The organism is Paenibacillus sp. FSL H8-0282, assembly GCF_037963825.1.
GTDB lineage: Bacteria > Bacillota > Bacilli > Paenibacillales > Paenibacillaceae > Paenibacillus_AQ > Paenibacillus_AQ odorifer.
Map to the genome: position 1 here is coordinate 804,730 of NZ_CP150146.1, position 13,421 is coordinate 818,150.

The 13,421-nt window shown below is 35.5% G+C and carries 7 protein-coding genes; 3 read left to right on the plus strand and 4 right to left on the minus strand.

What is annotated here, in order from left to right:
* The first annotated feature begins 57 nt into the window (after positions 1-57).
* Genes dptF through dptH form a run of 3 tightly spaced genes read left to right on the plus strand, consistent with a single transcriptional unit; the run spans position 58 to position 8,472 of the window.
* Positions 58-1,863 (plus strand): DNA phosphorothioation-dependent restriction protein DptF, encoded by a 1,806-nt coding sequence (dptF, locus tag NST94_RS03510; protein WP_339189519.1) that lies wholly within the window; start codon positions 58-60, stop codon positions 1,861-1,863.
* Between the two features lie 5 nt (positions 1,864-1,868).
* Complete coding sequence (gene dptG / locus NST94_RS03515) at positions 1,869-3,275, plus strand: DNA phosphorothioation-dependent restriction protein DptG (RefSeq protein WP_339189520.1); 1,407 nt, start codon at positions 1,869-1,871, stop codon at positions 3,273-3,275.
* A 4-nt stretch (positions 3,276-3,279) separates the two neighbouring features.
* Positions 3,280-8,472, plus strand: a complete 5,193-nt coding sequence (gene dptH, locus NST94_RS03520) for a DNA phosphorothioation-dependent restriction protein DptH (protein WP_339281665.1) — start codon at positions 3,280-3,282, stop codon at positions 8,470-8,472.
* Between the two features lie 68 nt (positions 8,473-8,540).
* Here the strand turns inward: dptH and NST94_RS03525 are convergent, their stop codons facing one another.
* From NST94_RS03525 to dndD, 4 genes are all read right to left on the minus strand, one after another.
* Complete coding sequence (locus tag NST94_RS03525) at positions 8,541-9,803, minus strand: SIR2 family protein (protein ID WP_339189524.1); 1,263 nt, start codon at positions 9,801-9,803, stop codon at positions 8,541-8,543.
* Positions 9,804-9,869: 66 nt separating this feature from the next.
* Positions 9,870-11,003 carry a cysteine desulfurase family protein gene (locus NST94_RS03530; RefSeq protein ID WP_339189526.1) on the minus strand — a complete coding sequence of 378 codons (1,134 nt, stop codon included), beginning with the start codon at positions 11,001-11,003 and terminating at the stop codon, positions 9,870-9,872.
* Between the two features lie 21 nt (positions 11,004-11,024).
* Complete coding sequence (gene dndE, locus NST94_RS03535; RefSeq protein ID WP_339189527.1) at positions 11,025-11,402, minus strand: DNA sulfur modification protein DndE; 378 nt, start codon at positions 11,400-11,402, stop codon at positions 11,025-11,027.
* On the minus strand, positions 11,399-13,405 hold the full coding sequence (gene dndD / locus NST94_RS03540; RefSeq protein ID WP_339189528.1) for a DNA sulfur modification protein DndD: 2,007 nt from the start codon (positions 13,403-13,405) through the stop codon (positions 11,399-11,401). Before dndD ends, dndE begins: the two co-directional genes overlap by 4 nt.
* Between the last annotated feature and the right edge of the window lie 16 nt (positions 13,406-13,421).

Genomic DNA, 13,421 nt, shown 5'->3' on the forward strand with positions numbered 1-13,421 from the left:
ATTTAACAAGGTTAATTACAAATAATACTTCGGTCATCAGAGTAATGGAGGAATCCTATGAGTACAACACAGTCTCAACACTTCATCAATGTTCTGAAAAAATGCAAACAATCATCCAAAGAAGCCGTTGAAAACCTGGAGGGCTTTAGTGATTTCAAGAAATACTTGCATATTCAACGGCCAGTAGAAGTGGAACTTGAGCAACAGATTAATGAAGCCTATGAATCGTCCGAAGCACGATTGATTTTAGTCTGTGGTGGGGTCGGAGATGGAAAGTCCCATATCTTATCTTACTTAAAAAGCAAATATCCCTTTCTAAACGATGAATCAAATTTTTATTTACATAATGATGCTACTGAAAGCTTTTCTCCTAGAAGAACATCCATTGAAACTTTATCCAATGTACTACAACCATTTTCTGATGCTGAGCTAGAAGTTGGCGGAACCATAAATATCATTCTAGCCATCAACTTAGGAGCCTTAAATAACTTCGTTGATTCTGAAGAAGGTAAGGCCTTTTCTAGACTAAAGGCTTATGTATATCAAAAAAAAATTCTAGAGTCAGTAATTGCTGATGAAGTTAGTCCAGATGATCATATTTTTCGATATGTGAATTTTAGTGACTATCATATGTATCAGCTGACTGAGCAAGGACCAAAATCGGATTATATAAAAGGGATCTTCCAAAAAGTTACTCAGAATACAGTAGATAATCCCTTTTATCAAGCTTACCTTAGAGATCTTGAAGAAGATCGAGAAAGCGCATCGAAGAATCCAATCATCCAAAACTATGATTTACTACAGCATGAGGATGTGCAAGATAGAATCATCGCGCTCTTGATTCAAGTTATGGTAAAGGAAAAACTAATCATCTCTACACGCGCCTTGCTAGATTTTGTGTATAACTTGCTTGTTCCATCTGTTATGGAGAATATGAGTCATAATCAAATTATCGAATACGTACAAGAGCAAGATTTTAAGGATTATGTAGCCTGTTTGCTTCCGTTCCAGATCTTCGAGAAGGTTGATGCATCAGCCATTCATCGAGCGATTGACCAAATCAATCCGACCCGGATACGAACAGAGCAGATGGATAGATATCTAATAGAATTTAAATCTCTTAAAGAAGGAGCAGGCCTATTCGCCAATCATATTAACGTCAGTAGACTACCTTATTTATCAAAATCCATATTTCAAAATTCGCCATGGCGGAATTCGGATGGTAAGGAACAAAACTTCAAGAAAAGACTAATCAAACTATTTGTATATTTATATTACTTCCTCCCTAAGGAGGAACATAGTTTTTTTGTTGACGAAACATATGAGCAATTTATGAGGTATTTATTCTACTGGAACAAGAGGGATATTAGTAAATTAGCCAATCTATATAAAGGCGAAGTGCGTGACGCGATCTACAAATGGAATGGAGAAGCTAACGGTGACTTGGTATATGTTCAGATAGGTCAGCCACAGACACAATATCATGCTCTTCAAAAATTAGAGATTGATCCTCATATAGACAAGCGAAGTGTTCTTTCTCATTCGGAATTATTTAAATTTTTGACGATGATGACTATTCAATTCAAAACCAAAAATGTGACTTATGAGAGCGATGCAACTGTTCCCTCTATCGATGTTGATTATTCTCTTTATGCCTTAATAATTCGAATTAAGAACGGATACCGTCCAAATAAAAAGGACAAATTTCAGTTTATTAAATTCGTTGAGTTTATTGAAAAGTTGAACAACTCCGGTAATCAGAAGAATGAAATTATCTTCGAAAGCAAGCAGTTTGGAAAGTCCACCCGCTATCGCCTGCAGTATGATGAAACTTTTGATCAATACTCATTTATGGAGACGTGAATAATATGAGTTATCTTATAAATCTAGAGGAAATACGAAAAGAGTTTAAGTTTGAAACTTCTATTAAACACAATCCTAGAATCCCACTAGAATTTTTGCCCTACACCACAAAGTTTAAAGAAACACAGTACAATTTTAGAGAAGTTGTTGGGGAGTTTATGCGGCTGGTGGGACGAAAAAAATTACCTGAGGCTGTTGATGCTGAAAAGCTATTAAGTAATGTTTTAGATTCTATTTCATTTGGACAGGCAAATCAACGTGGCGAATTCAAACAAATGGTTAAGACGCTCTTTTTGGACGAGAATGAGCAGCTTTATTTATTTCATCCTCAAATGTTGTATTACATCAATACTGTCGACAATGAAAATAAAAAGCTAGCACTCTTTTTATATAACGTCCTTTGGAATCAACGAGATGCGTGGTCTGTAGATGTTGCGACTGAAAATGAATCTGACCTGATGAGTACATTGCTCTTTAGGTCATTACCTGAACTAATAACTGCTAACGAAATTAAAAATAATTATGCACTTATGCTGCCAGAGGTATCAAAGTTATTTTTTCAAGATTTCCAATGGTTATCTACAAAAAGTGATCTATTTACCCAACAAGTTGAGAAAATTATCTCTTATTATTACTTCTTTTACGTTACACAGTTTGCCATCCAAAGTGAAAGTTTATTTAACTCGGTTGATCAGAAAATTCGGCCAATCTATTTTACCTTTGAAGAAGAAGAAAGATTGTCTAAAACCCGTGTGAGTTACGAGTATGGGTGGAAAAATCTCGAGAAATCTATTGGGAAAATTTTCTCGCATATTAACCTTTTAAAAATGTTGAACTTTACATCTAATGAACATAAGGAAGAAAATTGGAATGCCCCATTTTCATATCAGCAAATTGCTACTTGTATCCGTGAAATGTCAGGAGAAGAGCAAGTGGTGCTTGAAGAAGAGATTGACCTATTGACTGAAGAATATAAGCAAAAGTTGTCTGGGGACAGTAAATGGATGCTAATGGGGACATTTACTGAACGGTATGAATTGTCGGTTCTAAATAAAATAGATCAGTTATTCAGGATGATCGACCATCAATTTAACCAAACTTCTCGATCGAAGCCTTATAACGAGTACAGACAATGGTTCGTTCACTTTTGCCAGAAAACTTTTTTAAAGTCACGAGGACGTTCTGGTAAAATGCTCATACTTGATACAGATTATCTTTTGTTTTTGACTAAATTAATGATTAAAGATGAGAGTAAAATCCGTTTGAAAAGACTATTCGAAAAGTTCGAGGCACGGGGTATGATATTTGACCGAGATACACAAACAGCGATTGTTGATTATTTTGAGAAACTTAACTTACTTGAGAAAAAAAGTGATAGTGGGGATGCTATTTATGTCAAAGCATTTTTATAATTACTTGGCTGAGCAGATTGTGGAATTCTTTATTCGTACAAATGTTCAGCCAGGAGATAAATATCATATTCAATTTGAACGTGATGAGCAAGTAGAATTGCTTGTGGAACAAGTTAAATCATTATCCACAGCTGAGCCCTTTTATATGCAAACAGAGGAAGGAATCTACCAATCCAAATCTCTGATGGGATCAAATGCCAAAGTTTTAATAGCTTCAAATACTGACGAGGTGACACCAGATTTTCTAACTACGCTGCGGAATAAAGTAGGAATTAATGAAGAGCTATTTATCGATAAAGCCATGCTACTAATTCACAACTCAAACCTAGATAGCTTAGTACAGGGTATGACCTCATTTGACAAAGAAGGAATGCCGTTCCACATTAACTCAATTGAAGAGAATCTTCAGAATATGATGGAGAATTCCCTTCTTACAAAACCGGAAAAGCAAATACTAAAATTTAGTATGGAGACGAATAGAGCTCAACAAGGAATCCATGAGCAAGTAACCTTGTTTGATTATGAGAAAATTCTTACCGTTCTAAACAACGAAAGGCTTGAAAATTACGATTATAAAGATTTTGGTTTGTTTCAGGATTCGGAATTTTTCAATACACCTATGACGGAAAAGCAAATTCAAGCTCGTTTAACTGAAAATCACAGTCTTTTCAGTAATGTTGAATTGGCCCATCAGTATGGTCCTATTGATATTAGCTTGGAAAGGCATTTTGATGAGCAGGGCGTAAAATTGCTCTCTGATATGGAATGGCAACTAACTGACTTCGGAAAAGTAAAACAGTCTAATCAGAAGAAGCTAGAGGGTAAGGGGCTAGAGTATATAGAGTCTACTAAAAAAGTAAAAGCAACTAATGAAGGCCTAATTTACTGGGAAAGAGCAGATGGAGAAGGAAAGAGCCAACAGCGTAAGCGTAATATTATAGTATTTAATCCTGAACAACAAAAAAAAGTTACTTTGGAGTTTCAGTTTAACGACTTTATTAAACAAGATTTTATTTCTAGAATTGCAATAAAACATAACATTAATCCTGAGCAATCGGGGAAAAAAATAAAGGTAGAACTTACACATGCCCCAGGACAAACAACATTCTATGGAGTTAAATATAAAACAGATGTTTCACCAACTTATGAGTTTAGAATAGCGATTGTAGAAACGTCAGAAAATTTGCTTCAGGCGATCCAGACTTCCTACACAATCAACCTAGTAAAATCAAAATTAAGACATTCGAGTATTTTAATTAATTCAGACCATGAGCAGTGGATCTTTAACAAAGGTAAATCCGATGTAGTTCAGGTGGAGCTCATGGAAGATTTTGAAAATAATCAATTTCAAATTACAGAATCTGAAGAGCTAGTGGTTACAAAAAACTCGGAAAATCAAGGTGAGGAAGACTTAATTCACTTTGCTATAAAACTACCGATGACTGAAATCCCACTTTCTGTCCAGGATGTAGTTGAACGACCTGTTCCGATTGGTGGATTTAATGTATGGAAATTAAAACGTGAGAAACAGGATCATTTTAAGTACCGTATAGAAAATGATAAGATGAAAATCATACAAGGTACTCGTGAAACTTATGCCCAAGGTGAATTCAAAAAGAATCTTGAACGTGAACTGAAACTAATTGGTGCCAATCATCTGTACTTCACGGAAGAAGCTGGTGAACTTCACCCGGAACAAATTAACGTGCCAGAAACCGTTAGAGAAGCTTATATTAATCTACTTCGTTACTTCCGTGATAACCAACTGCTTCCCAGTCTGGCTTATTTGGATGAAGATTACTCCTTACTAGCTCGAGCCTATGTTGAAGTATATATTAAAGAATTAGAACAATTGCAAAACGGACAATCGTTAGTTCAAACACAACGTGATCTAGTTTTACTAGGCACAATTCGTAAAGGACTTAAGGACCCAGAATGGCTATATACGCCTCTGCACCCGCTTAATCTTGCTTATCAACTACAGCTAAAGGACTTGATTGACAAAGAGACGATTAATGATGAGCTGCTCCGTACATTAAGACCAACACATCTAGTTCCTTATGTCTCATTTAATGGCGGTTTGTATAAAGTGATTGAACCTAGCGATTCATATGAATGGACAACCTATATTGACCAAAGTCTACCGAGATTTGAGTCCTCAAAACTCTTTGTAAATAAGCTGGTACAGGAGAAGATCGAAGAATTCACTGAGCATTTTTCTTATTTGTTCGATTTAGATTATCGAGCACCTTTGAAAATAAACACAATTAATATGGGTGATTGTCAGGAAATTCTGCAAGGGTTGTTTGAATTTTATAAAAGACAGCTTAAGAGAGAGGTTCAGAAGAGTGACCTACTCCCTATCGAACTACATATCTATGCAGAAAAAGGGATTAATAATGTCTTTGAAGAGATGTCACAGTACTCTGATGCAGAGGAAATTGCTAAAAATTTCAACTTAAAGTTGGAGTTAGAAGGATACCACTCCGAAGAGATATTAAATATCTTTAGAGACCAAGTTAAATTTTATTCACGTGATGTTGTCACTAATCAATATGAATACTGCCATATTACCTTCTACCAAATGAGCAAAATAGAACAAGTAGCCACAAGCAATGCATCTGAGATTATTACAGGCTTATCCTTATTTGGATTGGTATCTGGTGTTCCATCAGTATTCATTAATGAGGATTACAAGACAGGGTTTGGTACTAAATATTACAGAACATCCGAAGCACCGTTGCTAAACCTTGTTCCTAAACTCAATTCTTTGCTTCGAGTTGCAAGGACACTAGATAATTATCAAGAAGATATGAATATCGTAACTGCTATCTCTGCCGAGCATAAGCAAAAGTTAGATGCTGTATACGATTCGTCACATTGGGTTACTTTTATTGAACCCAAGGTAGATCTCAGTTTCTTTAAGAATAATGATGAGCAGAAGGATTTGCTTGTTATCCATTACAGTGATCAGTACACCTCTTCTAGTGGCTTTGATGCAATCACTGTGACAAGACGCTCGAAGCAATATCAACGGCTAATTAAAGAATTTTTGGACTCTCACCAAATTATAGCATCTGATGAAGTGTTGCCTCCAATAATCAATTTTTTTAATGCAATTAACGGAAACTGGTTGTTACGATTATTGGCTCAAAAAAATCAGTTTCCGAAAGAAAAAATCAGTATTTTGTCTGCTGTAAAATTGGCTTTAGCTGCTTTTGCCCATCGGGATATTATATGGATACCTATCTCAATGGAAGAGATTCTACGAATATCTGGTGGTACTGGACTAAGGCAATCGGAAGGGTTGTTTTCAGCTAGGAACCTTGGAAAGTTTGGCTCTTACAGCGATGATTTGCTACTAATTGGTATTGAGGAGCAGGGCGAAGATCTAACGGTTCACTTCTATCCGATTGAAGTGAAGATTGGGAATAACCCTAAGTCAGTATATGATAAGGCTGTAGACCAAGTTAAGGAAACTAAAAAATTGTTAATAGACTTCTTGTTAGAATCTGAAGAGAACGTCTTTAAATCGAAATTATATCGTAACTTCTTTATACAATTAGCGATCGCTAGTGCTGAAAAAATGAATCTTTACTCGATCTGGCCAGAGCAATACTGGAGAAATGTTACGGACAGTAGGTTGAGGGGAAGATTGCTCAACGATGATTATAGAATTTCAAATACACTGCAAGAGTATATCGGTGATGGAGCAGTCATCTCCTTTAAAAAAGATTGTGTATTTTCAGGAATCAAAAGAACAGAGGATGTCTTAGTCTTTGATTATCCAGAAAAGAGCGGATATGATTTTATCATTAAGAATATTGAGGAAATTAAGGACCATATCCAAAGTGAGGATGGGGATATTCGATCAGATCAACTTCTTTCAAAGTTGTATAAATCAGAAATAGGTTTAATTTATAGAAAAGAAAACACTGACAACTATTGTGAAAATGCCGCTGATCAATCAGGTAGCTACAGAACAGATAATTACGTGCAGCCTTCCCTTGATAATGATCATACAAATAGCAATTTAAAAATTGAAGTTAAACCTGTAAAACCATTGGAGATTTTGTTCGGTCACAATGCACAGAGTCAAGAAGAAGTAAAATGGTATCCGACCTCGACTGATAAAATAATGCACACTAACACAGGCATTATTGGAACAATGGGTACAGGGAAAACGCAATTCACTAAATCCTTGATTACTCAGATACTTCGTAACAGTACTGATAACGTGAATGAAACGCCAATTGGAATCTTGATTTTTGATTACAAAGGCGACTATATCAAATCGGATTTCACTGAAGTTACAGGTGCGAAGGTCTATGATTTATACCACTTACCATATAATCCATTATCTCTCTATGTAACGAAACCGTTGCGTCCACTGTTGCCAGTGCATACTAGTAGCACATTGACAGATACGATCGCAAAGGCATTTAACCTTGGACAGGTACAAGTGAATACTCTTAAAGGAGTAATAATGGATGCCTACAACCAAAAAGGTATTATCAAAAACGACGCAATAACTTGGGAAAAGGCAGCTCCTACTCTAAGTGATATCTATGAACTTTATACAGAGCGAGAAGATGTGAAAGTTGATAGTCTATACGCAGCGCTTCAAGAGCTTTATGAGATGGAGGTCTTTGAGCCTGATGCTAGTAAGACAATCTCACTTTTTGATATGATCGATGGTATTACTGTTATTAACCTATCTGGATTTAACGCAAGTATTCAGAATTTAGTAGTATCGATTACTCTCGATGTATTTTATAATCAAATGCAGATGCAGGGTCATAGTGGTATTAACGGTAATTATCGTGAGATTACAAAGATGATTCTGGTTGATGAAGCAGATAATTTTCTTAGCAAGGATTTCACCTCAATTAAGAAAATTCTTAAGGAAGGTAGAGAATATGGAGTAGGTACCATTCTATCTACACAGTTCCTAAGTCATTTTTCAACATCGGATAATGATTATGCAAATTACATTCTTACATGGATTGTTCATAATGTTTCTGAGTTATCTGCTAAAGAGATTCGGATGGTGTTCAGTACGCAGAGTAAGGCTGAGGAAGAGAATATTATGAACCGAATCAAATCATTACAGAAACATTATAGTATTATGAAGGCAGGATCGGGGCAGCCGGTTTGGATGAGAGATCGAGCTTTTTGGGAATTAAATAAAGAATAATTTTTTTACTAATTAAATGACTACTAACAGCCTGTACTTTAATGATTATCGAAGTACAGGCTGTTCCTTTAATCCACTAGTGATTTGATTAGTTGAGGAATCTCTGCCAAGTCTTCAAACCAAACAATTTGAATTCCTAACCGAGCATAGTGTTTTTCTCGAGAAAGATGGAAGTCTTCTAAAAAAGCTTCTAGTATCTCTTCCGATATTGTGCTGATATCATCTTCTAACTGTCTTTCTTCAATTTCTAATTCAAGTCGCTGCATGAATGCAAAGTGTTTTACCTTGTTATGGTTTTTTCCCGCTGCTATATCTAATATTCTCCTCATATTTGGATCACTCATTGATAAGCCAATAAATACACAATTATTTTCTTTTAAAGTTAATAGCTGAGTTATGTTTGACCAAGAGTAGGAGTTAGTATAAACATCATGATATGACTTTTCAGTAAGCACTATAGGATGAGAATCATAGATTTGAGTGTTTTGTGGTAGGTAACCGTGAACGTGGTATACTGGCAAACAATTAGGTTCTACTTCATCATCTTCTTTAAATATTGGCATATAAGTTAGTGGGACCTCTTTTAAATGCTGTTCTAACAAATCATCATAATTAAAGGTAACCACGCTTTGTACTTGATAGCTCCCTCTATGGTTACATAATTTGGCTAGCCACTGTAATGTGGGTGAAGTGAAAACTTTACGTCTACCTTTCCCATATAAGGCTGCCCGGATTTCTTTTGATAATGAATTATTACCTAAGTTAGTTTCTAAAAAAGAAGCGTTAATAATTGGGGAATCATCGCCTAATTGACTTAATAAATTTGTTAGGGCAACTGCTTCTTTACTAGATATTCGATAGTTTCTTAATTTACCTTCATTTTTATTATTTTTCATTTCTCTAAAGACAGCTTCATTAATTTTCTCTAATAATACATCCCATGTTGGAATCCCAGCAGATCTAGAGACTCCTGCTCCTAAAAATAATGATAGCTTATTTGATTTTAGACACTTTTTAATATCTTCAATGCATCTATTTCTACGGCTCTTCCACTCAATTAATTCGACTTTAAGGGGAACAGAGTCCATGGCATCTCTATCTTCAATTAAAGAAAATAAACCATCTTTAAGTCGGAAACTTTTAACTTTGATAGCTTGAGATATAATATAATCTTGGGTCCTTCGCTTTAATGTCATATTCAAAACACCCAGCTCATCAGTTGTATTAAAATCAAACCAATGGTTCTTTTTTATTACTTTCAATATCTCGTGAACAGGAGAGGGGGAGTTTATTTCTTTAAGGGCTAAAATAGCGGCATCGTAAAGTTTCAAAGTATCGACTCCTGAATGTTATAGATGAAAATTAATATTCAAATAGGCTACAGAAAATGAAAAAAATTACTGGATTTCTTTGAATATGTCTAATTGGTTCTCGCTAAGCTCTGGGCTTAAAGTCACACGAATAGTCTGCCGAACTTCCTCTAGAGTTTTACCAGATGCACTTAAAACATGACTTGGTTTACTTGAACTACAAGCTGATCCAGTGGAAAGGGCGACATGGCCGGCAAGCTTCTTAAGTAAGAGTTCGTTATTAACACCAATAAACTGTAAGCTAATTAAACCGGGGATTTTATCTTTTGTATCGCTGTTGAATTTAATTTTATTTCCTAGGTTGGTCTTAAAGATATTAGTTAAGTAATCCTCTAATTCCCTCAAACGTTTCACATTTTGCTCTAAATTAGCTGTAGCTAGTTCAGCAGCTTTGCCTAAGCCAACAATATTGTGAACCGCTAAGGTACCACTACGATAATTATTTTCCTGTCCGCCCCCATGCAGAAGAGGTGTAATCCGAGTATATATTTCTTTCGTCTGTTTTCGAATGATTGCTGCTCCAATACCTTTTGGGCCACCAATCTTATGGCCAGACATTGACAAGAAGCGAATTCCTTTTAATTTATTAAGATCAATAGGGACTTTTCCTATTACTTGTGTAGCGTCAGTGTGAAAGAACAAACCGTTATCCTTAAAGAGATCGGAAAGTGCATCAATTGGATTTAGTGAGCCGATTTCATTATTACCCCACATGATAGATGTAAGAAGTGGCTGAGCTTGCTCAGTCACTTCTTTTACTTTTTGAACATCAATTCTTGCGAACTGATCAACATCTATCAATGAAACCTCAAACCCACGCTCACTTAGGAAATTAAAGGTTTCTATTATAGAAGGATGCTCCACCTTCGAGGTGAGTAAGCGTTTATTCGTGATATTGCCGTCGTTATAATAATCGGCAATGCCTTTTATAATCATATTGTTACTCTCTGTTGCTCCGCTGGTAAAGATAACCTCGTCTGGATCGCAACCAAGCAACGATGCTATTTGCTCACGAGCTTTCGCGACAGCTTTTTTTGCATTTTCGGCTAAAGAGTAAAATTTACTGGAAGGATTTCCGTACTCCTCCTTGAGGTAAGGCATCATTGCCTCAAGTACTTCGGGGAGAATTTTGGTAGTGGCACTATTATCTAAATAAAGCATTTAGATTCCTCCTACATCCTATTAACTTAGTAAAGCTCGAATAAAGCGTTCAAAATTTCCAGTACTCTTAAACTCACCTGCTAAGGAGCGGATTCCTCGCTCTAAATGCGCATTAAAGTATCCAGGAAAGTAATCCTCGTCAGTTAATTGCTTCTCAGCAGCTTGTGTGATAAGGACCTTAAAAACATAGTCATATTCTCCCGTAACAGTATTTCGATTGAGCACGAGACCATCTGAAAAGTCTTTAGTAATAGGTATTACTTTATTATCAGTTGTACTGTTTCTAAGAGAGAGGCTAACAGCATAGCGGATTAGAATATTTGGTGTGATACCGGTTGATGCATGAAGTTGGGTAAGAATATCTTTAGCATATTTGGAGGTTCGCAAAGTAAAATTCAAAGTAGAACACTCTCCTTACTAAGGTTAAAATAGCGCCCTTTAACAATCTTTGCACTATCGAAGATTTCATCAAATTCTAAAGTGTAGAATCTAGCAGTATTACCTTTTATTAATTCAAATTGTTCGGCAGAGACCTCAGAATCGGTTGTAAACATTAATACTTGCTCTCCACATTTAGGAATAAAATGTTCGATTAATGCTTTCTTATGGTCTTGGTCTAGTCGTCCCATGAGCGTATCAAATACAAATGGGAGTTTCCAACCAGAGACTTTAAACATGGCCCAAATAACAGTAAGCATTAGCATTTCTTTTTCGCCAGCAGATAAACGTTCTTTCGTAATTTCATTTTTTTGGCGATCAAAGAGATGCAGCTCAAAGGTTAGATGATCGATATGAATTCGTTCAATATAAGCTTTTTTTCGAAAAAGAATATTAATCATTTTAGTTGACTCGTTGGCTACGTCATCTAACTTTTTACGCCATTGTCTTTCTCTAAAACGTTTGCTGACGTGTAAGAGCTTTTCGGTCATGACATAGGAATTTTCAGCTTTATGAAAGTCCCTGATTTTATCCGTAATTTTATTGTAAGTGATCATATGCACTCGGATAGCATCATTTGCTTCAAGAACTTCTTTAGTAGACTGTTCAATAAGTAATCTCAACTGCTCAACACGTTTTGTCTTATTCTCAATTTGCTCCAAGAGATCTTTAAATTCGCTAGAGTGATCATTCTGTTCTATTGTTTTTCGAATTACATGGGCTTGAACGAGCAACTCAGCGTTCTGATCGAAAAGTTGAAGGTAAAATTCAGGCTCTAACTTTTGAATTTGATTAAATAACTGCAGAATCTCACTACGTTGTGCGAAGGATGCGCGATGTAATAATTGGATATGCTCAGGCTGCATAATGTTTAAAAGGCCCTTATGTAGCAGATCAATATCAATATCTATAGGTTTTGTTTTATTTAGTTGTTGTAACTGATCAATAAGCTTAATTAGCTTATCTTTCTCTAATGAAGAGGTTATATATTCAAAAGATTCAGTTTCTTTCTCTAAATCAAGCTGTTTTACAACCTTACCAAGTAAATCTTTCGTAATGTAAAAAGGAAGGAGGCTGGTAGTAAGCGAACGTATTTTTTCAGAATTAGATTTGCGTTGATTTTCGATTGTATTCAATTCGGTGACTAATTCTTGTCGTCTATCTCTTAACAAACCCCCATGCGTATCAAAATCTCTTTTGTGCTGTTTAATTGCATCATTAAGAAGATCTATTTCTTGCTCTGAGTCGGAAATAATAGATTCTTTTTCACTAACGATCTTCTTATTTTCTATGATCTTTAATTCTAATTCTTCTTGATCTTTAATATCTTTGGCTGCAGTTGCATTTTGTTGCGCATATTGTATTCGATAAGACTGAAGATCTTTTTCTAAGTTCATAAAAAGGTCTAAGTTGAAAAGGATTTTTCCAGATTCACTAAGATATTCAGGGATCTTCTCTTCCGATACAATTCGAGAAATATCTTCGCCGTCGAAAAGACATAGTTCAAAGAGACGAGGGGGCATTTCCTCACGTAGTCGATTTTGAAAATCCGATTTTTCTTGATTATTCAATGATTTTCCGTTTCTAACAACGTAGAAATCTTCTTTGATTTTCTTATTTTTAATTCTCCAACTTCTTGTCAAGGTATAACTCTGGATTTCGAAATCCTCTGTGGAATCATACTGGATAATAATTCGAAAATCAGGATTGCTTTCTTCATTTATAGCTTTTCTATTAAGGAAGGATGAAATTTTTCGGAAGTACGGTTCATTATCATTCACAAATCCATAAGCCATTGATCCAAATAATACAATTCTAAGTGACTCTAAAATTGTTGTTTTTCCAGCTCCATTTTTTCCGCCTAAAAGAACTACATTTTTAGTTTCATTGGTCTTAAAATTAAATGTATTCTGATTCCCGAAGTAAGCTCCAATGTTACAGAGCACTAATTTTGTTATTTGCATAAAATGCTAGTCCACC

Coding starts and splice junctions, on each gene's coding strand:
- dptF (WP_339189519.1), top strand. CDS start 58: ATGAGTACAACACAGTCTCAACACTTCATCAATGTTCTGAAAAAATGC.
- NST94_RS03530 (WP_339189526.1), bottom strand. CDS start 11,003: ATGCTTTATTTAGATAATAGTGCCACTACCAAAATTCTCCCCGAAGTA.
- dndD (WP_339189528.1), bottom strand. CDS start 13,405: ATGCAAATAACAAAATTAGTGCTCTGTAACATTGGAGCTTACTTCGGG.
- dptG (WP_339189520.1), top strand. CDS start 1,869: ATGAGTTATCTTATAAATCTAGAGGAAATACGAAAAGAGTTTAAGTTT.